We start from the raw sequence: 20,013 nt of genomic DNA, 5'->3' as shown, positions 1-20,013 counted from the left end.
AGTCCAAATTCATAGGAAGCCGTGATACACTCCAGTTACATCTATACTGCAGAGCAACATCTGCAGCTCATTATCGGATACGTCAAAGGAGAGTCCGCCAATGAAAGCCCCCGTTCGCGTTGCCGTTACCGGCGCTGCCGGCCAAATCGGCTACAGCCTGCTGTTCCGCATTGCCAGTGGTGAAATGCTGGGCAAGGATCAACCCGTCATCCTGCACCTCCTGGACCTGCCGCAGGCCCAAACCGCGCTGAAGGGCGTGATGATGGAGCTGGAAGACTGCGCCTTCCCGCTGCTGGCCGACATGGTGGCCACCGATGACCCGAACGTGGCCTTCAAGGACGTGAAGGTGGCCCTGCTGGTGGGCGCCCGCCCGCGCAGCAAGGGCATGGAGCGCAAGGACCTGCTGGAAGCCAACGGCGCCATCTTCACCGTTCAGGGCAAGGCGTTGAACGACCACGCCGCGCGCGACGTCAAGGTTCTGGTGGTGGGCAACCCGGCCAACACCAACGCCTGGATCGCGATGAAGTCCGCTCCGGACCTGGATCCGAAAAACTTTACCGCCATGTTGCGTCTTGACCACAATCGCGCGCTGTCGCAAATCGCCGCCAAGACCGGCAAGCCGGTCTCGTCGATCGAGAAGCTGGCCGTGTGGGGCAACCACTCCCCCACCATGTACGCCGACTACCGCTTCGCCACCATCGACGGTCAATCGGTCAAGGAAATGATCAACGACGACGTGTGGAACCGCGACGTGTTCCTGCCCACCGTGGGCAAGCGCGGCGCCGCCATCATCGAAGCGCGCGGCCTGTCCTCCGCCGCCTCCGCCGCCAATGCCGCCATCGACCACATCCATGACTGGGTGCTGGGCAGCAACGGCAAGTGGGTGACCATGGGCATCCCGTCCGACGGCTCCTACGGCATCCCGGAAGGCGTGATGTACGGCGTGCCGGTTGTGTGCGAAAATGGCGAGTACAAGCGTGTTGAAGGCCTGGAAATCGACGCGTTCAGCCGCGAGCGCATGGACCTGACCCTGGCCGAACTGGAAGAAGAGCGCGCAGCCATCGCTCACCTGTTTGGCTAAAACCCAGCCTGACTCCTGACGAAGCGCACCGAATGGTGCGCTTTTTGTCTTTAGTCAAACCGCTGATAAACATTTGCATTTACTAATACAGACTGCCATTTGGAGCGAAATCATGATTGAAGTTGAAGTTTTGAACCAAATCGCGGCCAAAATCGAAGACCTGGCCGCCCGCGCCGCCGATATTCGGGGGTATCTTTGACTACGACGGCAAAAAAGACCGTCTGGAAGAAGTTTCCCGCCTGACTGAAGACCCGGATATCTGGAACGACCCGAAAAAGGCGCAGGATCTGGGCCGCGAACGCAAACAACTGGAAGACGTGGTCCTGGTGCTGGACAGCATCAACGCCACCATCGCCGACAGCCGCGAACTGTTTGAAATGGGCAAGAGCGAGGAAGACGCCGACACCATCCTCGCCGTGCAGGCCGATCTGGAAGACGTGGAAGAAAAAGTGGCGAAGATGGAGTTCCGCCGCATGTTCCACGACCCGATGGACCCGACCAACTGCTTCATCGACATCCAAGCCGGCGCCGGCGGCACCGAAGCCCAGGACTGGGCCGGCATGCTGGTGCGCATGTACACCCGCTATGCCGAACGCAAGGGCTTCAAGGTGGACGTGCTGGAACTGTCCGAAGGCGAAGTGGCCGGCGTCACCAGCGCCACGCTGAAAATCGAAGGCGAATACGCCTACGGCCTGCTGCGCACCGAAGTGGGCGTGCACCGCCTGGTGCGCGTGTCGCCGTTCGACTCCAACGCCCGCCGCCACACCTCGTTCTCGTCCGTCTTCGTCTACCCGGAAGTGGACGACAGCTTCGAGATCGACATCAACCCGGCGGACGTGCGCACCGACACCTACCGCGCCTCCGGCGCCGGCGGCCAGCACATCAACAAAACCGACTCCGCCGTGCGTCTGACCCACATCCCGACCAATATCGTGGTGCAGTGCCAGAACGACCGCTCCCAGCACCGCAACCGCGACGAAGCCTGGCAGATGCTGCGCGCCAAGCTGTACGAGCTGGAGCTGAAGAAGCGCAACGAAGCCAAGCAGGCGCTGGAAGACACCAAGACCGACGTGGGCTGGGGCCACCAGATCCGCTCCTACGTGTTCGACCAGTCCCGCATCAAGGATTTGCGCACCAGCTATGAAGTGGGCAACATCAAGGGCGTCATGGATGGCGACCTGGACGGCTTCATCGAAGCCAGCCTGAAACAGGGCGTGTAATCCCTACCAGACCGGCCGCCCGCGGCCGGTCTTTGCCGTTTTTTTTAAAGTGTATTTGCCGAAGGAACCCAACCCGGCACGGAGTCATCATGTCTGATCACGAACAAGCACAGGCGCAAAGCCAAGACGAAAACCAGATCATGGCGGAACGCCGCCAGAAACTGCAGGCGATCCGCGAAAAAGGCATCGCCTACCCCAACGACTTCAAACGCAGCCACTTCGCCAAACCGCTGCAGGACGACCACGCCGCTAAAGAAGCGGAAGCGCTGGAAGCCGAAAAAATCGAAGTCGCCGTCGCCGGCCGCATGATGCTTAAACGTGTGATGGGCAAAGCCAGCTTCGCCACGCTGCAGGACGTGAGCGGCCGCATCCAGGCCTTCATCTCCCGCGACAACGTGGGCGAAGACGTCTACGCCGACTTCAAGCGCTGGGACCTGGGCGACATCATCGCCGTCAAGGGCGTGCTGTTCAAGACCAAAACCGGCGAACTGACCGTGCAGGCGACCGAAGTGCGCATGCTGTCCAAGAACATCCGTCCGTTGCCGGAAAAATTCCACGGCATCGCCGACCAGGAAACCAAGTACCGCCAGCGCTACGCCGATCTCATCATGAGCGAAGAGACGCGCGAAACCTTCGTCAAGCGCTCCAAGATCGTGCAAAAAGTGCGCGACGTAATGGTGGGCGAAGGCTACCTGGAAGTGGAAACCCCGATGATGCACCCGATTCCGGGCGGCGCGTCGGCCAAGCCCTTCGTCACCCACCACAACGCTCTGGACATGCCGCTCTACCTGCGCATCGCCCCGGAGCTGTACCTGAAGCGCCTGGTGGTGGGCGGCCTGGAACGCGTGTTCGAGATCAACCGCAACTTCCGCAACGAGGGGATGAGCACGCGCCACAACCCCGAGTTCACCATGATCGAGTTCTACGAAGCGTACAGCGACTACCAGCGCATGATGGAGATGACCGAAACCATCATCCGCGAATGCGCGCTGGTTTCCTGCGGCACCACCACCGTGACCTACCAAGGCAAGGAAGTGGACCTGGGCAAGCCGTTCGACCGCTTCACCATCGTGGAGGCGATCAAGCACTACAACCCGCAATACACCGACGCCCAGCTGGCCGACGCCGCCTGGGTGGCCGGCGAGATCAAGCGCCTGGGCGGCAAACTGCCCCCGGCCCCCGGCCTGGGCAGCCTGCAGCTGGCGCTGTTCGAAGAATGCGCCGAGTCCCTGCTGTGGAACCCGACCTTCATCATCGACTACCCGGTGGAAGTCTCCCCGCTGGCGCGCGGCTCCGACACCCAGCCGGGCCTGACCGAGCGTTTCGAGCTGTTCATCGTCGGCCGCGAGCACGCCAACGGCTACTCGGAGTTGAACGATCCGGAAGACCAGGCCGCGCGCTTCCAGGCGCAGGTCGCCCAGAAGGATGCGGGCGATGATGAGGCGATGCACTACGACGCGGACTACATCCGCGCGATGGAATACGGCCTGCCGCCGACCGGCGGGTGCGGCATCGGCATCGACCGTTTGGTGATGTTGTTGACGGATGCGCCTTCTATTCGGGATGTGATCTTGTTCCCGCATATGCGTCCGGAGTAAGATTTAGTCCAAACACTGGGCTGATGAGAAAGCCGCTCACTGCAAGGTGGGCGGCTTTTTTTGGTCTTTAAACATGGCCTTCCCCTTTTTCTCTCCCTATTTCTTAGCGAACAAGTTCGCCGTTTACTACCGTTTATCCTTGGCGCTTTCGTAGCTGCTCAATTTTTTCTTGCAGTGTCCTTGGCCTCTCTGGTGCAGGAGGTGGGGGGAATAACAGGTGTAAGTACTGGCAGCGGTTCAGAGCCTTCAAAGCTCTTATGAAAGTATCCAGGTGCCCTTGCCCATGGGACTCCAAACGCTTGAAAGTTCTAAGCGGGATGCCTGCTCGCTCAGAGAACCGGCACTGAGACTCCTTCGCCAGCCTCCGGCCTTGCCGGATCTTCGACGCAAGGTATTTGCATATCTCCTGTTCTGTTGCCGTTCTTAAGTGCTCGAGTTCTTGTTCAGGCGTCATCATCAAGAAAAAGTGCCATATTTGGCACCATTATAGGTGGGTCTGTGGATAATGCTTGATTGGGGATTGCTGGTAGCAAGCTGCAGCGCTACCATTGGTGTTGCCGACACCAAAATACACCAGATATGGTGTTGAATGGGTCGGTAGTGCACAAACCAGAAAGCCGGCTAACGCCGGCCTTGGTGATCCATAGATTGCCGCTGAATGCTGCCATCCGTGAATGCTTTCGTGGGGACTTAAGCGTACACAGATAAATGGCGTAGCTCAAGGGGCTGATATGGTTTGCATCTATTTCCAACACATTGAAATGGAGTAGAACTATGAGCCAAAAGAAGGATAGCAACAATCTCTTCATCGAACGTCGACCGGAAGGTGACTATGCCATCAGAAAGCCGAACTCTGAGCGTGCTAGCGCGGTGAAACCAACGCAAGCAGAAGCTATAGAGAGAGCACGTGCATTAAACCCGGATGCTGCTATCCATGTGGAACGAGTGCGAACGACTAATGTTGGCAAGCCGGATAAATGGAGAAAGCCTTAGCAATAGCACGGTCTTGATTTAGTTAGTTTAGGCATGACCAGGCTGCTACGCAGCTTGGTTTTCGTCAACAGGAAGACACCGGATAATGCTGAGTTCTACTGTTCCGCTCATGCCCACCGGCTAGACTGAGCCATACGAGCAAACGTTTACCGCGTAATGTCGATTTGTTTTGCGTCCGCTCCGCGGACAGATATTTAAGTGCCGGTTCCGCCCGGCTGGACGGGTCCATTTCTTTTGCTTCGCCAAAAGAAATGGACGAAAGAAAAGGCGACCCAACAGCGCTGCGAAACCCCACCTCCAAAGCCCTTTCCAAGGCGCCGCCCAACTCGCGGGGCGCTAACGTCGCCCCGCTCAAACAGGCGGCGGCTTAAAACCTTGGAAAGGGCTTCGGAGTCGGCTTGCGCTGATGGGATAGGGGCAAGTCGGTTCGGTTCTACCTATTGCAATATAACGATCAGCCAAGTTACAAACATGACTATACGTCAAAGCTCTATCAGCAATAAAAAGCTACGCGGCATTCCAAGGCGTTTACGAGCGCTATCCAACTGGGAAAAATCATTCCATGGATACTTTCCTGATGGTCTGAAAAAGCAGGACAAATATTGGAATTACAAAATACCCGTACATGAAAGCCTTGTCCAAGGAAAGCAAGCCAAAAGGCAATTACAAGCCCAATGCGCTCAAAACCTTATCAATGCAGCGCACCACATTTTCCTTGCGAAACCATCAACAGCAACTGATTTTCGCGTTACGTGCACAATAGCCTTACCAGACATGTTCATCAGTGAGCTTTGCATCTTCTCGGATGAAAGTTACTTCAACCTACATACATCGGCTGGGAAAAGTTACCTTGGAGAAAAAGAAATAATCCAAGGTAGAAGCCTAGCCAAAGAATGGAACTTATCCATTCCCGAGAGTTTCTTTGAGCTAGGTGTGCTACGTACCAATATCGATGACAATGGAAATCCATACGTTTCTGAATACTGGTACATTGGCGAAGTGAACAAACGATAGAACAAGCCACCAGCTAATGCTGGCAACGCAACTTCATCACTTGGTTTGGAAAGAAACAGGACCTTTCCAACGCGCCCCCTTCCCTTCAAGCCTGCCGTCGGGTGGCAGGCCCGAGGTCTTAAGCGGCTGCCTGTTTGAGTCCCGCGACGTTAGCGCGGGACGAGTTCAGCCGCGCCTCGGGCCTGACGGGAACCGGCGGGAAGCCGAAGGCCAGGCTTGCAGGGTGGCCTTTAGGGGTGGAGGGGATATTTGGCCAGGCAAATATCCCCTCCCTGCCGCCGGACAGCCCCGGCAATCCCAATCATCATCCGCGCAGCGGATTCTACTTACTGCTTCAAAATACAGCCGGTTTTCCACCCTATTCCCTTGCCTCGCAAGCCTTCACTCCGGATAATCTCATTCGTGCCGTTCAATAGCGGCACCGGGATTGGCGTCCCGCATTCAGGCGGACTTCTGTGCAAGGCTGGGCCTTGTCGCGTCCGTACACCATTGCACGTCCTCTATGGCGGGCCATGGTGGGAGCATCTATGATGCGCCGCTCCTGGATCGGTACGCCAATCCCGCCATGTGCCTGCCACCCCTACTTGGCGTTGGGGTTGGCAGGGTTAAGCACCTATCCAGGAGGGTTTTGCCATGCCTAGCATCACCCGTAGTTCGCCTCACCTTGCCGTTTCCCTGAAAAATCGTCACCCCGCCCGCAGCCGCTGGCTGCTGCACAATCAAGTCCCCACGCACCCGCCCAGCCTGCTGGCCATGACCCGGCTGCATGAAGCCTTTGCCGCCTTGCAAGAGCAATTGGCCGGCAAGGACCAAACCAAGGTCAGAGAGCCGGCCGCGCGCGTGGCGCATCTGTGCCAGGACATCGAGCAGGCGGTGGTGAAGTCCATCTGCCACCTCGCCCACGGCCAGTTGGGTTTGCAATCCGTAATCGACTTGCTCGCTTGCCTGGGCGACGACGTGCGCCTGCCTTCCAGCCGCATCACCGAGTTGCTAGCGCCGCTGGACAAGCGCATGGGCGAATCGCTGACGCTGCTTACCCGCGTGCTGTAAGCCCTGCGCCATAAACACCAACAGCCTGCCCGCTTCCCAGCGGCAGGCTGTTTTGATTGGCTACGGCAAGCAGCCGACGACGATGCCGCCGATGCTTATGCAAGCCCTCGCTTACACCAAGCTATTCTGGCTTGCCGCGGCGCGGTTGGCCTCGGCATGCCTAAGGCGCCCTTGCCCTGCGCGGGCTTGAACGCATGGCGCCATCGCCTTACGCCAACCGGCCCGAGCCGCCCAACCAGATCCGCGCTTCCCGCACCGTCAGCCACCAAGCTGCAACCGCCGCTGTTCCCAAAGCTTGCCGCTCGGCGCGCCCCTCTCCCCGCCAATACCAAATCGATATACAATCTATTTACAAAATTCATATGAGTTTATTTGGCAGGCGCCGCTCCGGTGTCCATGCCCGTTCCGCCCCGTGAAAGGACTATATGACTCCGCAAGAAAACCAGGCTCTGCAAGGTTTCCTCGGCCAACTGGTGCAAACCCAAGGCGTCGCCAAGGACCCGCAGGCCCACGCCAGCATCATGCAGGCTGTGTCCCAGCAACCGGATGCCGCCTACCTGCTGGTGCTGCGCTGCATGCAACAAGAGCAGGCGCTCAACGCGCTGAAGGGCCAGATGGCGCAGTTGCAAAGCCAGATGCAAGCGCTGCGCGCGCAGCAGCCGCCGGTTGGCGCGCCCGGCACCTTCCTGGACCCGAACGCCGGCGCGCCCGCAGGCTTCGGCGCGGCAGCGCCCGCCTTCGCTCCGGCGCCCGCGCCGGCGCCGCGTCCGGTCGCTCCGGCCCCGGCGTATCCGCCCGCCGCGCCGGTTTATCAGCAAGCGGCGCCGGTCTATCAACAGCCCGCCCCCGTTTACCAGCAACCCGCGCCGGTGTATCAACAAGCGGTGCAGCAGCCGGCCAAGCAAGGCTTGTTTGGCGGCGGCGTTGGCAGTTTCCTGGGAACGGTAGCCACTGCGGCTGCGGGCGTGGCGGCCGGCACGCTGCTGGCCGACGGCATTGAGAGCCTGTTCAGCAGCGACAGCCATCAAAACCAGCCTAACCATGGCGGCCATGGCAACCACGGCGGCGATTACGGCGGCGACGGCAATTATGGCGGCGACAGCGGCGGCTTCGGCGGCGGTGACTACGACAATGGCGGCTATCAGCACCACGCCCAGCAGCCTGAGCAGCACATCACCGTCAACAATTACTACAGCTCCGATGCGGCCGGCGGCTCGGACTACACCGAGCAGACCAGCTCCGGCGGCTATGGCGGCGACGGCGACTACAGCGCCAGCAATGCCGGCGCCGATAGCTACAGCGCGGATAACAGTTCGGACAACTACAGCGCCGACAACTCCGGCTCGGACAACTACGACGCTAACGACTACAGCTCGGACAACTCCAGCTACTAAGCGCGCTCAGGCCCGCCTCAAACCCGCCGCCCATGCGGCGGGTTTTCTTTTACTGCCCTTGGCGGCCAACCGTTTGTCCGCAATCTCACGCGGGATAAACCTCACCCCCGCAACGCAAACCGGCGGTCCACATAGCTGGCGCGCTCAGGCCTGGACTGCTGGACGCCAAGCGGCCAAGACTGGGCTGGCAACTGTACACATGGTTACGGTTATGAACAGATACAAATAGCAATCAGCAGCTATCTTTTCTTTACCCTTGCGCAACAAACCCGCGCCATAGTGCGGGCATACGCAATACGCGTTCGCAATAAAGGAAGACTGCCATGAAACACGTGATGACTGCCGCGGCGCTGCTCGCCGCCTCCCTGTTCAGCCTGCCCAGCCAGGCCGCCGTCTCCATTCGCGTCGGCGAACCCGGCTTCTACGGCCAGATCGACATCGGCGGCCTCCCGGCGCCGCAACTCGTTTATCCGCAAGCGGTAGTGGTTCAGCCTGCGGTGGCGGTCATGCCGCCGCTCTATCTGCGCGTGCCGCCCGGCCATATCAAGCATTGGGAGCGCTATTGCGGCCGCTATGGCGCCTGCGGCCGCCAGGTCTATTTCGTGCGCGATGAATGGTATAAACAGGTCTACGCGCCGCACTATCGCGAATACCATCACGACAATGGCCGCCACGAGGGCTGGCATGGCGAACACCGGGACTGGCATGACCATTGATGCCTGCGCCGCGCGCTTCCCGCGCTAAGCCGCGCAATCAAAAGGCCCGCGCCATCGCGCGGGCCTTTCGCATGCCAAACGCTGGACTCAAACCTGCGGCAACAGGCTTTCCCGCTTGAGCAAGGCGGCGAAATCATCGGCCGGCAGCGGCTTGGCGATCAGATAGCCCTGCACGAAGTCGCAGCCCTCCTGCTCCAGGAACTGCCACTGCTCCATCGTCTCCACGCCCTCGGCCACCACCTGCATGTTCAGGTTCTTGGCCATATTGATGATGGCGCGGGCGATGGCGCTGTCGTCGGCGTCCTGCGGGATGTCGCGCACGAAGGAGCGGTCGATCTTCAGCTTGTCCGCCTTGAAGCGCTTCAGATAGGACAGGCTGGAATAACCGGTGCCGAAGTCGTCGATGGACAGCCGCAGCCCCATGTTCTTCATATTGTCTATCGCCTGTATCGTGGCCTGGGCATCCTCCATGATGATGCTCTCGGTCACCTCGATGTCCAGCGCATGGCCGGGCAGGCCATTGGAGGACAAGACCTGTTGCACCTGCTCGGCCAGGTCCGGCTGGCGGAACTGCAGCGCCGACAGGTTGATCGCCAGCGTCAGCTCCGGCAAGCCGGCCTGGCGCCAGGCCACCAGCTGGCGCGTGGCCTCCGCCATCACCCAGTTGCCTATCTGCACGATGAAGCCCCGCTCCTCCGCCACCTGGATGAAGCGCACCGGCCCCAGCAAGCCCAGCGAAGGGTGGTTCCAGCGTATCAAAGCCTCCGCGCCGATGATGCGGCCCGTCTTCATGTCCACTTGCGGCTGGTAGTGCAGCACGAACTCGTCGCGCTCCAGGGCGAAGCGCAGCTGGCTCTCAATGGCCAGGATTTCGCGCGCGCGGGCGTTCAAGTCTGCCGTGTAGAACTTGTAGCTGTTGCGGCCCGACGATTTGGCGTGGTACATCGCCGCGTCGGCGTTGCGCACCAGGGTTTCGTAGTCGCGGCCGTCGTCCGGATACACGCTGATGCCGATGGACGGCGTGATGGTGATCACATGGTTGTGCAGTTCGATCGGATTGGCGAACACGTCGCGCACGCGCTCCGCCGCCAGCGCGGCCTCGCCCGGATCGGAAATCACCGGCAGCAGCACGATGAATTCGTCGCCGCCCTGGCGCGCCAGCATCTCTCCCGGCCCCAGCACGGCCTTGATGCGGTCCGACGCCACCTGCAGCAGCGTGTCGCCGGCCGAGTGGCCCAGCGATTCATTGACGGTTTTGAAACGGTCCAGATCCAGCAGCAGCAAGGCCAGCCGCTGGTTGTCGCGCACCGCGTTGTGGATGGCCAGCTCGACGCGGTCCTGCATGTGCACGCGGTTGGGCAGGCTGGTAAGCACGTCGAAGTGGGCCAGGAACTGGATGCGGTCGTCCGCGGCCTTGCGCTCGGTCAGATCGCTGAAAATGGCCACGTAATGCGTGATCTCGCCCAGGCTGTTGCGCACGGCGTTGATGGCCAGCCATTCCGGGTACACCTCGCCGTTCTTGCGCCGGTTCCACAGCTCGCCCTGCCAGGAGCCGTACTCATTGATGGCCTCCCACATCTGCAGGTAGAACGGTTCGTCATGGCGGCCGGACGACAGGATGCTGGTTTTCTGTCCCAGCACCTCGTGCTGGGTGTAGCCGGTGATCTCGGTGAAGGCGCGGTTGACGCTGCGGATGCGCTTGTCGGCATCGGTGATCATGATGCCTTCCACGGTATTCTCGAATACCTTGGCCGCCAGTTGCACCCGCTCCTCGGCCGCGCGCTTTTCCGAGATGTCGCGCACCATGCGCCACACTGCGTTGATGCGGCCGAAAGCGTCGCGCATCGCCACGGTCTTGACGCTGACCGGCACCTGATTGCTGAAACGGTTCAGATAGGTGGCCTCGAACTCGTCGCAATAGCCGAAGCGCAGCACCTTGTTGTCCAGATTGAAGCGTTCCAGCGCCTCGCTCTCCTCCGCCACCAGGCTCCAGAAATTCTGCTGCTTGAGCTGGTCCAGGCTATAGCACATCAGATTGAGGAAGGCCGGGTTGGCGTCTATCACCTGGCCGTCCAGCGAGCTGATGACGATGCCGTCCAGATTGGACCAGAACAGCTCGCGGTATTTGTTCTCCGAGCGGCGCAGCGCGTCCTCCACCTCGCGGCGGCGCGCGATGTCCGCCTCCAGCGCCAGGGTCTTGGCGCGCAGCTCGTCCACCAGCCGCTTCAGCTCCGAGCGCGTCCCCTCCAGGTGGGTGCCCAGGCGGCCCAGCTCGTCGCGGCGCGTCCACTTGAACGGCGCGTCCAGCTTCAGTTCGGCCAGCAGCTGCGATTGCTCGGTCAGCAGCCGCATCGGCCTGAGGAAGCGCGAGTGCAGGATGCTCATGATCAGCATGATGGACAACATCAGCTGCGCCGCCAGTATCATCAGGATGTTCTTGACCTGATTGCTGAGCGCGATGGCCAGGTTCTCGTTGTCGAACTCCATCGTCACCTGGCCGATGGCCTCGCCGCGGTAGATGACCGGCTTTTCGACATAGGACACGCTGCCGATGCGGCGCTCGCTATGCACCGCGGACAGAAACACTTGATTGGACTGGGTGTCGGTGACGCGGATGGAGATCACGCGCGGATCTTCCATCACCGAGGAAATCAGGGGGTTGCCTGCCTGGCGGCTGAGGTTCCACAAAGGCTCCTGCATGCCCAGCGCCACGATGTCGAGCAGGCGGCGCTGATCGGTATCGAGCTGGGCAGTCAGGTTATCCTTTTGGATATTGAAACTGAGATAGCTGATGATGGATGCGGGGATCAGCAAGCCGAGTATTACGGCAATGAGAAACACGTCCCTCAGATTCAGGCCAGTGCTGGCAGGGGTTTTATCGTCTGCTTGTTGAGCCATGTCGCGCTAGTCTTTGCTTCGGCGAAGTTTCGGAGATCCTACCCGGAAATAGTTTTGAGCGTGCAATCAGCAGTATACACCGGCAAAGGCCGGCTTTTCCTAGCCATATTCAGCAGTCATCCGCAATCGTCATTTTCAAGCACATATGCGCCATCTCCAGCGCCCTTGGCGGCAGCTCATTGCCTAGTCCATCCCGCAGGGCCTACAATCCACGACACTTTTGACAACGCATTCAGGATGTCACCATGCCGCAGTCACGTTATGAAAAGATTATCTCCGCCCGCTGGATCATCACCGTGGAAACGGACGGCGAAGTCCTGGAAAACCACGCCGTCGCCATCCGCGGCGGCAAAATAGCCGCCATCCTGCCGGCTGCCGACGCCGCCGCGCTGGAGGCCGACGAAAGGCTGGAGCTGCCCGACCACGTGCTGATGCCGGGCCTCATCAACCTGCACGGCCACTCGGCGATGACGCTGCTGCGCGGCCTGGCCGACGACAAGGCGCTGATGGACTGGCTGACCAATTACATCTGGCCGGCCGAAGGCAAGCATGTGCGCGACGACTTCGTGTTCGACGGCGCGCTCTTGGCCATGGGCGAAATGATCCGCGGCGGCACCACCACCATCAACGATATGTATTTCTACAATGCCGCGATGGCGCGCGCCGGCCTGGCTTCCGGCATGCGCACCTTCGTCGGCTGTTCCATCCTGGAATTCCCGACCAACTACGCGGCCAACGCCGACGACTACCTCGCCAAGGGCATGGCCGAACGCAGCCAGTTCCTGGGCGAAGACCTGGTCACCTTCACCCTGGCCCCGCACGCGCCCTACACCGTATCGGACGACACCTTCCGCAAGGTGGTGACGCTGGCGGAGCAGGAAGACATGCTGATCCACTGCCACATCCATGAGACCGCCGAAGAAGTCAGCAACAGCGTCAAGGAACACGGCCAGCGCCCGCTGGCCCGCCTGCAACAGCTGGGCCTGCTGTCGCCGCGCCTGGTGGCCGCCCACATGGTTCACCTGAATGACGCCGAAATCGAACTGGTGGCCAAGTACGGCGTGTCCTCCGCCCACAATCCGGCTTCCAATATGAAGCTGGCCTCCGGCATCGCCCCCATCGGCAAGATGCTGGACGCCGGCATCGCCGTGGGCATCGGCACCGACGGCGCCGCGTCCAACAACAAGCTGGACATGCTGGCGGAAACCCGCCTGGCCGCCCTGCTGGCCAAGGTGGGCACGCTGGACCCGACCACCGTGCCGGCCGCCACGGCCATCCGCATGGCCACGCTGAACGGCGCGCGCGCGCTGGGCATAGACGGCAAGACCGGCTCGGTCAAGGCGGGCAAGGACGCTGACCTGATCGCCATCGACCTGTCCGAACTGGAAACCGCCCCGGCCTTCGACCCGATCTCGCACGTGGTGTACGCCGCCGGCCGCGAGCAGGTCAGCCACGTTTGGGTCAAGGGCCGCGCGCTGCTGGCCGGCCGCAAGCTGCAGACCCTGGACGAAGGCAATCTGAAAGCCCGCGCCGACGACTGGCGCAACCGCATCCTGGCAAAGTAAAGCATGAGCAACGTAGACGAACTCGAAATCGACAAATTCAGCCAGCTGGCGCACAAGTGGTGGGACAAGGACAGCGAATTCAAGCCGCTGCACGAGATCAACCCGCTGCGCCTGGACTACATCGACCGCCACGCGGGCCTCGCCGGCAAGAAGGTGCTGGACGTGGGCTGCGGCGGCGGCATCCTGGCGGAAAGCATGGCGCTGAAAGGCGCGCAGGTCACCGGCATCGACCTGGCCAAGAAATCGCTGAAAGTGGCGCAGCTGCACAGCCTGGAGTCCGGCGTGCCCATAGACTACCGCTGCGTGCCGGTGGAAGAGCTAGCGGCGGAAATGCCGGCCAGCTTCGACGTGGTGACCTGCATGGAGATGCTGGAGCATGTCCCCGATCCCCAAAGCGTGGTGCGCGCCTGCGCCACGCTGGTGAAGCCTGGCGGCTGGGTGTTTTTCTCCACGCTGAACCGCAACGCGAAGGCCTATCTCTTGGCCGTGGTGGGCGCCGAGTACGTGCTGAACATGCTGCCGCGCGGCACGCATGAATACGCGCGTTTCCTCAAGCCGTCCGAGCTGAGCCGCATGGTGCGGCACGCCGGCCTGGGCCTGCAGGGTCTCAGCGGCATGGCTTACAACCCCATCACCCGCATCTATTCCTTGAACGACGATACCGACGTCAACTATCTGATGGCCACCCGCCGCGCCGCAGAATAAGGTCGCGCCGACGCGCCGTTCGGCCCCGCCGGACGGCGCATTCTCCCCCTAGCAGCAAGCCCCTCCCTCATTTTTTCAAAAAACAAGCAGAAGCTGCCAAGCCGGACGGTCAACACAAATACAAAACATGCGTTTTAATGTTCTGATTGATATCATGTCCACCCCGTGAAAACAGGCACATGATATGCATCAGCCGCCTGATATGTCGGCGCCACGCGGCCGGCATGCATGGATACAAACTGGCAAACGGACAGAATATTGCCGGACAATCCGGCACTGCGATGTCTTACAATACGTATGAGAACGATAACATTCCATTCCGGAGATGACGCATGACTTTCAAGGCCAACGACCTGTTGACCGAGCAGATCGCCCAATATCTAGGCAAACAGATCATCCAGGGCGAAATGAGGCCGGGCGAGAGGATACAGGAGCTGCGCATCGCCGCTGAACTCGAGGTCAGCCGCGGCTCGGTGCGCGAGGCCTTGCTGATTTTGCAGCGCCGCCACCTGGTGGACATTTTTCCGCGCCGCGGCGCCGTGGTGGCCAGCATCAGCGCGCGCGACGTGCGCGATTTCTTCGAGCTGTGGTTCCTGCTGCTGGACCGGGTGGCGCAGAACCTGGCCGCCGGCTGGCAGAACGACGACCTGGCGCGCTTCATTGAATTGATGTCGCAATTGGAAGAAGCGAAGCGCCGCGATGACCTGCAGGCCTTCTATGAATTCGGCATTGAATTTTTGTCCGCGCTGTACCGCCACGCCAACAACCGCTACCTGACCGACACGCTGAACGACATGCTGCCGCTGACCCAGCGCTGCCTGTACGCCATCCTGCGCGCCGGACAGACCCAGATCGAACGCACCCACCTGTTCCTGGAAAGCCTGCTGAAAACCCTGATCGCGCGCGATACCGCCAGGCTGAAACAGATGGTCTCCGAGTTTGGCCGCGACTACAGCCAGCTGGCGCAAAGCGCGGCGGAGGCGCTGGAAGGCCGCGCCTGAGCCCTCGCCTACCCATGAAAAAGGCTGCCAGCGGCAGCCTTTTTGACTCATGGCGTCCCGCTCAGGCGCGCTGGTAATCAATGAAGGCGTAGCTCAGGCCATCCTTCGAGACATTTTCCTCACGGCTCACCTCCTGCCACTCCCCGTTTGAAATCTCCGGAAACACCGCGAAAGCGGGGAAATGAGCGTCGCCGCTGAAGTCCTTGTCAATGCGCGTCAGACACAGCCTGTCGGCCACCTCCAGCGCCTGGCGATACAGGTCGGCGCCGCCTATCAGGCACACCTCCTCCACGTCGCCGGCCAGGTCCAGCGCCTGCTGCAGCGAGTGCGCCGCCTCCGCGCCATCGGCCCGCCAATCCGCTTGGCGCGTCACCACGATATTGCGGCGGCCCGGCAGCGGCCGGCCGATGGAGTCCCAGGTCTTGCGGCCCATGATCACCGGCTTGCCCAGCGTCACCGCCTTGAAGTGCTTGAGATCTTCCGGCAGATGCCAGGGCAGCGTGTTGTTGATGCCTATGGTGCGGTTGGAGGCCATGGCGGCCACCAGGGTCAGGATAGGCTTCTGGCTCATACGGCCACCGGCGCCTTGATGGCCGGATGCGGGTCATAGCCCTCCAGCGCGAAGTCTTCGAACGTGAACGCGAACAAGTCTTTCACCTCCGGATTCAGCTTCATGGTCGGCAAGGCGCGCGGTTCGCGCGTGAGTTGCAGCTGGACCTGTTCCATGTGATTGCGGTACAGATGCGCGTCGCCCAGGGTGTGGATGAACTCGCCCGGCTGCAAGCCGCACACCTGGGCCACCATCATGGTCAGCAGGGCGTAGCTGGCGATGTTGAAAGGCACGCCCAGGAAGATGTCGGCCGAGCGCTGGTAGAGCTGGCAGGACAGCTTACCGCCGCTGACGTAGAACTGGAACAGGCTGTGGCAGGGCGGCAGGGCCATCTCGTCCACCAGGGCCGGGTTCCAGGCCGACACGATCAACCGGCGCGAGTCCGGGTTCTTCTGGATCATGTCCACCACATTGGCGATCTGGTCGATGTGGCGGCCGTCCGGCGCCGGCCAGCTGCGCCACTGGTAGCCATAGACCGGGCCCAGGTCGCCGTTTTCATCGGCCCACTCGTCCCAGATCGACACGCCGTTTTCCTTCAGATACCGGATATTGGTGTCGCCAGACAGGAACCACAGCAATTCATGGATGATGGAGCGCAGATGGCATTTCTTGGTGGTGACCAGCGGAAAACCGTCTTGCAGATTGAAGCGCATCTGGTAGCCAAACACGGAACGCGTGCCGGTGCCGGTGCGGTCGGCCTTGTCGTGGCCATGTTCCAGCACATGGCGCATCAGGTCGAGGTATTGTCGCATGTCGTTTTCTCTTGCCCAGGCAGGCGGTCAAAACCAAAAGGGTCAATTATATACGCGGGCGCACTGGTCGGACTAGCTCGGCATGCGCTAACATTCACTTCAAAATCAAGACAAAAGCATTATCAAAGCATAAAGCTGAAACAGGGCCATGGCAGAAGATTCCGACCTCGAACGTACCGAACCCGCGTCAGACAAACGATTGTCGATGGCGCGGGAGGACGGCAATATCCCTCGCTCGCGCGAGCTGTCGACCTTCGCCATCACCATGACCGGCGTCTCGCTGCTGATGGTTTTTGGCGGCCGCATCGCCGTTTTCCTGCGCGAAACCATGCGCCAGCTGCTGACATTCGACCAAGCCTCCGTGCACAACACCGAAACCGCGCTGTTGCACTTCCGCGAGGCGATTTTCGGCGCGCTGTGGCAGTTGGCCCCGATATTCGGCGGCCTGGCGCTGGTGGCGGTATTCACGCCCATGCTGGTGGGCGGCTGGAACCTGACGTTCAAGGCGGTGGAGCCCAATTTCGGCAAAATGAACCCTCTGCCCGGCATCAAGCGCATATTCTCGCTGAATGCCGCCACCGAGGCGCTGAAGGCCATCTTGAAGAGCTTGCTGATAGGCGGCATCGCCACCTGGTATATCTGGAAAGAGCGCGAGGAGGTGATAGGCCTGATCGCCATGCCGCTGGATGCCAGCATTCTGAAGATGTCCGACATGATCATCCGCACCTTCTTCATCGTCACCGCGGCGATGATCCTGCTGGTGGCCATCGACGTGCCCTACCAGCTGTGGAGCTACTACAAGAAGCTGCGCATGACCAAGGAAGAGATCAAGCAGGAATTCAAGGAGGCCGAAGGCTCGCCCGAGGTGAAGGGCCGCATCCGCCAGCTGCAACGCGAGGCCGCGCGCCGACGCATGATGCAGGAAGTGCCCAAGGCCAACGTGATCGTCACCAACCCGACTCACTTCGCCGTGGCGCTGAAATACGATGAAAACATGCGCGCGCCGCAGGTGGTGGCCAAGGGCTCGCTGAAACTGGCCGAGAAAATCATCGACACCGGCAAGGACAGCCGCGTGCCGGTGATGCGTTCGCCGCGCTTCGCCCGCGCCTTGTATTTCAATGCCGAGATGGGCGAGGAGATTCCGGCCGCGCTGTACGCGGCGGCGGCCCAGGTGCTGGCCTATGTGTTCCAGCTGCAGCAATACCAGTCCGTGGGCGGCGTGGCCCCGGTGTTCCCGGATCAGCTGGATGTGCCTGACGAGCTTGACCCGTACAGCAAACGTCCGCAAGATTCGGCGCCAGAAGAAAGCCGATAAGCCAGCATGGACGCCATCCTCCAAATACTGCGAAATCTGAAGATCTTCCAGCTTGCCGGGCCGCTGCTGATCATCCTCATCCTGTCGATGATGATCCTGCCACTGCCGCCGGTGCTGCTGGACATCTTCTTCACCTTCAACATCGCGGTATCGGTGATCGTGCTGCTGGTTGGCATCAATGTGCGCCGGCCGCTGGACTTCTCGTCCTTCCCCTCCGTACTGCTGATCACCACCATGCTGCGGCTGTCCTTGAACGTCGCCTCCAGCCGCGTGGTGCTGCTGGAAGGCCACACCGGCCCGGACGCCGCCGGCAAGGTGATCGAATCGTTCTCCCACTTCCTGGTGGGCGGCAACGTCGCCATCGGCATCGTGGTGTTCGTCATCATCACCATCATCAACTTCGTGGTGATCACCAAGGGCGCCGGCCGGATTGCCGAAGTGTCGGCCCGCTTCACCTTGGATGCCATGCCCGGCAAGCAGATGGCCATCGACGCCGACCTCAACGCCGGCCTGATAGGCGAGGACGAGGCGCGCAAACGCCGCGCCACCATTTCAGAGGAAGCCAACTTCTTCGGCGCCATGGACGGTGCCTCCAAATACGTGCGCGGCGACGCCATGGCCGGCATCCTGATCATCCTGATCAACGTCATCGGCGGCCTGATCGTGGGCGTGGTGCAGCACGACCTGCCGGTGGGCCAGGCCGCGGAAACCTACACCCTGCTCAGCATTGGCGACGGCCTGGTGGCGCAGATTCCGGCGCTGATCATCTCCACCGCCGCCGGTATCGTGGTGACGCGCGTCGGCACCGACCAGGACATGTCGGAACAGTTCCTGACCCAGCTGTTCACCAAGCCGCAGGTCTTGTACATCACCTCGGCGGTGATCGGCATGATAGGCCTGATCCCCAATATGCCCCACTTCTCCTTCCTGCTGATTGCCGGCGCCCTGCTGGCGCTGGCCCGCAGCATGGAGCAGAAGGCCAAGCGCGAGAAGCTGGCGGCGCTGCAGCAAGCGGCGCAGCCGCAGGCGCAGCCGGAACAGCAAGGCGCCGAGGTGGGCTGGCACGATGTGCAGCATGTGGACCAGCTGGGCATGGAGGTGGGTTACCGGCTGATTCCGCTGGTGGACCGCACCCAGGACGGGGAGCTGCTGCGCCGCATCCGCGGCATCCGCAAGAAAATCGCCCAGGACCTGGGCTTCCTGGTGCCGCCGGTGCACATCCGCGACAATCTCGAAATCAAGCCCAGCGCTTACCGCATCCTGCTCAAGGGCGTGGAAGTGGGCCAGGGCGAAGCCTTCATGGGCCAGTTCCTGGCCATCAATCCCGGCCGCGTCAGCCAGGAAATCGCCGGCACCGCCACCACGGACCCGGCCTTCGGCCTGCCGGCGGTATGGATAGACGCCGGCAAACGCGAAGAGGCCCAGAGCCTGGGCTACACCGTGGTGGACGCCAGCACCGTGGTGGCCACCCATATCTCCAACCTGCTGCAAACCCACGCGGCGGAACTGCTGGGCCGCGAAGAAGTGCAGGCGCTGATCGACCACCAGGCCAAGGAGTCGCCCAAGCTGATCGAAGACCTGGTGCCCAAGGTGGTGCCGGTGGGCATTCTGCAGAAAGTGCTGCAGCAGCTGCTGACCGACGGCATCCACATCCGCGACTTCCGCACCATCATCGAAACCCTGGCCGATCACATCCCGCTGAACCAGGATATAGACGAGCTGACCAGCGCGGTGCGCACCGCCCTGTCCCGCGTCATCGTGCAGCAGCTGTTCCCCGGCGAGGCCGAGCTACCGCTGATGACGTTGGAGCCGCAGCTGGAAAACGTGCTGATGCAGGCGGTGCAATCCAAGGCCGGCGGCGGCCTGGAGCCGGGTTTGGCGGAAAATCTGCTGTCCAGCGCCGCGCAACAAACGGAACAAGTGGAGATTCAAGGGTACAATCCGGTGCTGCTGACGGCCCCCGGCCTGCGCCCGCTGCTGGCGCGTTTCCTGCGTCGGGCATTGCCGCAGCTGCGTGTGATTTCGCATAATGAGATTCCGGACAATAAATCCATTCGTATAATTGCGGTAATAGGCGGCAGCAAGGGCTAAGGGCTAATCG

The 20,013-nt window shown here is 61.2% G+C and carries 16 protein-coding genes; 13 read left to right on the top strand and 3 right to left on the bottom strand.

Features of this window, described 5'->3' with window-relative positions; all coding sequences use genetic code 11:
- Positions 1 to 100 precede the first annotated feature (100 nt).
- The 8 genes from FYK34_RS00945 (at position 101) to FYK34_RS00910 (ending at position 9,066) form a co-directional block, all read left to right on the top strand.
- Positions 101 to 1,081 carry a malate dehydrogenase gene (locus FYK34_RS00945; protein WP_149294639.1) on the top strand — a complete coding sequence of 327 codons (981 nt, stop codon included), beginning with the start codon at positions 101 to 103 and terminating at the stop codon, positions 1,079 to 1,081.
- A 112-nt stretch (positions 1,082 to 1,193) separates the two neighbouring features.
- Positions 1,194 to 2,301, top strand: a protein-coding gene (prfB, locus tag FYK34_RS00940) for a peptide chain release factor 2 (protein ID WP_149294638.1) whose coding sequence is annotated in 2 segments (ribosomal slippage) — positions 1,194 to 1,277 and positions 1,279 to 2,301 — 1,107 coding nt in all. Because the reading frame shifts where the segments join, the coding sequence is not laid out codon by codon here.
- A gap of 89 nt (positions 2,302 to 2,390) precedes the next feature.
- The gene (lysS, locus tag FYK34_RS00935) at positions 2,391 to 3,899 is read left to right on the top strand and encodes a lysine--tRNA ligase (RefSeq protein WP_149294637.1); all 1,509 of its coding nucleotides are present in this window, start codon (positions 2,391 to 2,393) and stop codon (positions 3,897 to 3,899) included.
- Positions 3,900 to 4,673: 774 nt separating this feature from the next.
- Positions 4,674 to 4,892, top strand: coding sequence for a DUF2188 domain-containing protein (locus FYK34_RS00930; protein WP_149294636.1), 219 nt, complete (start codon positions 4,674 to 4,676; stop codon positions 4,890 to 4,892).
- 471 nt (positions 4,893 to 5,363) lie between these two features.
- Positions 5,364 to 5,906, top strand: a complete 543-nt coding sequence (locus FYK34_RS00925) for a DUF3916 domain-containing protein (protein ID WP_149294635.1) — start codon at positions 5,364 to 5,366, stop codon at positions 5,904 to 5,906.
- A 633-nt stretch (positions 5,907 to 6,539) separates the two neighbouring features.
- A complete protein-coding gene (locus FYK34_RS00920) occupies positions 6,540 to 6,956 on the top strand; it encodes a DUF1484 domain-containing protein (RefSeq protein ID WP_149294634.1) in 417 nt (138 codons plus the stop codon).
- 425 nt (positions 6,957 to 7,381) lie between these two features.
- Positions 7,382 to 8,350, top strand: a complete 969-nt coding sequence (locus tag FYK34_RS00915) for a DUF2076 family protein (protein WP_149294633.1) — start codon at positions 7,382 to 7,384, stop codon at positions 8,348 to 8,350.
- A 323-nt stretch (positions 8,351 to 8,673) separates the two neighbouring features.
- Positions 8,674 to 9,066, top strand: a complete 393-nt coding sequence (locus FYK34_RS00910; protein ID WP_231137333.1) for a hypothetical protein — start codon at positions 8,674 to 8,676, stop codon at positions 9,064 to 9,066.
- An 87-nt stretch (positions 9,067 to 9,153) separates the two neighbouring features.
- Here the strand turns inward: FYK34_RS00910 and FYK34_RS00905 are convergent, their stop codons facing one another.
- Positions 9,154 to 11,964 (bottom strand): bifunctional diguanylate cyclase/phosphodiesterase, encoded by a 2,811-nt coding sequence (locus FYK34_RS00905; RefSeq protein ID WP_149294632.1) that lies wholly within the window; start codon positions 11,962 to 11,964, stop codon positions 9,154 to 9,156.
- A gap of 245 nt (positions 11,965 to 12,209) precedes the next feature.
- On the opposite strand from FYK34_RS00905, the gene FYK34_RS00900 reads away from it, so the two are divergent.
- The 3 genes from FYK34_RS00900 (at position 12,210) to FYK34_RS00890 (ending at position 15,235) form a co-directional block, all read left to right on the top strand.
- Positions 12,210 to 13,529, top strand: coding sequence for a TRZ/ATZ family hydrolase (locus tag FYK34_RS00900; RefSeq protein ID WP_149294631.1), 1,320 nt, complete (start codon positions 12,210 to 12,212; stop codon positions 13,527 to 13,529).
- A 3-nt stretch (positions 13,530 to 13,532) separates the two neighbouring features.
- The gene (ubiG, locus tag FYK34_RS00895; protein WP_149294630.1) at positions 13,533 to 14,234 is read left to right on the top strand and encodes a bifunctional 2-polyprenyl-6-hydroxyphenol methylase/3-demethylubiquinol 3-O-methyltransferase UbiG; all 702 of its coding nucleotides are present in this window, start codon (positions 13,533 to 13,535) and stop codon (positions 14,232 to 14,234) included.
- A gap of 332 nt (positions 14,235 to 14,566) precedes the next feature.
- Positions 14,567 to 15,235, top strand: a complete 669-nt coding sequence (locus FYK34_RS00890) for a GntR family transcriptional regulator (RefSeq protein ID WP_149294629.1) — start codon at positions 14,567 to 14,569, stop codon at positions 15,233 to 15,235.
- A 61-nt stretch (positions 15,236 to 15,296) separates the two neighbouring features.
- On the opposite strand, the gene FYK34_RS00885 is transcribed toward FYK34_RS00890, so the two are convergent.
- Together FYK34_RS00885 and FYK34_RS00880 are read right to left on the bottom strand one after the other, a co-directional pair.
- A complete protein-coding gene (locus FYK34_RS00885; protein WP_149294628.1) occupies positions 15,297 to 15,806 on the bottom strand; it encodes a dihydrofolate reductase in 510 nt (169 codons plus the stop codon).
- The gene (locus FYK34_RS00880) at positions 15,803 to 16,597 is read right to left on the bottom strand and encodes a thymidylate synthase (RefSeq protein WP_149294627.1); all 795 of its coding nucleotides are present in this window, start codon (positions 16,595 to 16,597) and stop codon (positions 15,803 to 15,805) included. Before FYK34_RS00880 ends, FYK34_RS00885 begins: the two co-directional genes overlap by 4 nt.
- A gap of 148 nt (positions 16,598 to 16,745) precedes the next feature.
- On the opposite strand from FYK34_RS00880, the gene flhB reads away from it, so the two are divergent.
- Positions 16,746 to 17,912 carry a flagellar biosynthesis protein FlhB gene (gene flhB / locus FYK34_RS00875; RefSeq protein ID WP_149294626.1) on the top strand — a complete coding sequence of 389 codons (1,167 nt, stop codon included), beginning with the start codon at positions 16,746 to 16,748 and terminating at the stop codon, positions 17,910 to 17,912.
- Positions 17,913 to 17,918: 6 nt separating this feature from the next.
- The gene (flhA, locus tag FYK34_RS00870) at positions 17,919 to 20,003 is read left to right on the top strand and encodes a flagellar biosynthesis protein FlhA (RefSeq protein WP_149294625.1); all 2,085 of its coding nucleotides are present in this window, start codon (positions 17,919 to 17,921) and stop codon (positions 20,001 to 20,003) included.
- The last annotated feature ends 10 nt before the right edge of the window (positions 20,004 to 20,013 follow it).

This window comes from Chromobacterium paludis, assembly GCF_008275125.1.
In the GTDB taxonomy this organism is placed as follows: Bacteria; Pseudomonadota; Gammaproteobacteria; order Burkholderiales; family Chromobacteriaceae; genus Chromobacterium; species Chromobacterium paludis.
The sequence above is the reverse complement of the archived record's forward strand: the minus strand, read 5'-3'. Positions and strand labels throughout refer to the sequence as shown.

Bases quoted from the DNA above. Each gene is read 5' to 3' on its own strand.
- FYK34_RS00885 (WP_149294628.1), bottom strand. From the start codon at position 15,806: ATGAGCCAGAAGCCTATCCTGACCCTGGTGGCCGCCATGGCCTCCAAC.
- FYK34_RS00900 (WP_149294631.1), top strand. From the start codon at position 12,210: ATGCCGCAGTCACGTTATGAAAAGATTATCTCCGCCCGCTGGATCATC.
- flhB (WP_149294626.1), top strand. From the start codon at position 16,746: ATGGCAGAAGATTCCGACCTCGAACGTACCGAACCCGCGTCAGACAAA.
- FYK34_RS00905 (WP_149294632.1), bottom strand. From the start codon at position 11,964: ATGGCTCAACAAGCAGACGATAAAACCCCTGCCAGCACTGGCCTGAAT.
- FYK34_RS00880 (WP_149294627.1), bottom strand. From the start codon at position 16,597: ATGCGACAATACCTCGACCTGATGCGCCATGTGCTGGAACATGGCCAC.
- flhA (WP_149294625.1), top strand. From the start codon at position 17,919: ATGGACGCCATCCTCCAAATACTGCGAAATCTGAAGATCTTCCAGCTT.
- FYK34_RS00915 (WP_149294633.1), top strand. From the start codon at position 7,382: ATGACTCCGCAAGAAAACCAGGCTCTGCAAGGTTTCCTCGGCCAACTG.
- ubiG (WP_149294630.1), top strand. From the start codon at position 13,533: ATGAGCAACGTAGACGAACTCGAAATCGACAAATTCAGCCAGCTGGCG.
- FYK34_RS00925 (WP_149294635.1), top strand. From the start codon at position 5,364: ATGACTATACGTCAAAGCTCTATCAGCAATAAAAAGCTACGCGGCATT.
- FYK34_RS00920 (WP_149294634.1), top strand. From the start codon at position 6,540: ATGCCTAGCATCACCCGTAGTTCGCCTCACCTTGCCGTTTCCCTGAAA.
- FYK34_RS00945 (WP_149294639.1), top strand. From the start codon at position 101: ATGAAAGCCCCCGTTCGCGTTGCCGTTACCGGCGCTGCCGGCCAAATC.
- FYK34_RS00930 (WP_149294636.1), top strand. From the start codon at position 4,674: ATGAGCCAAAAGAAGGATAGCAACAATCTCTTCATCGAACGTCGACCG.
- FYK34_RS00910 (WP_231137333.1), top strand. From the start codon at position 8,674: ATGAAACACGTGATGACTGCCGCGGCGCTGCTCGCCGCCTCCCTGTTC.
- FYK34_RS00890 (WP_149294629.1), top strand. From the start codon at position 14,567: ATGACTTTCAAGGCCAACGACCTGTTGACCGAGCAGATCGCCCAATAT.
- lysS (WP_149294637.1), top strand. From the start codon at position 2,391: ATGTCTGATCACGAACAAGCACAGGCGCAAAGCCAAGACGAAAACCAG.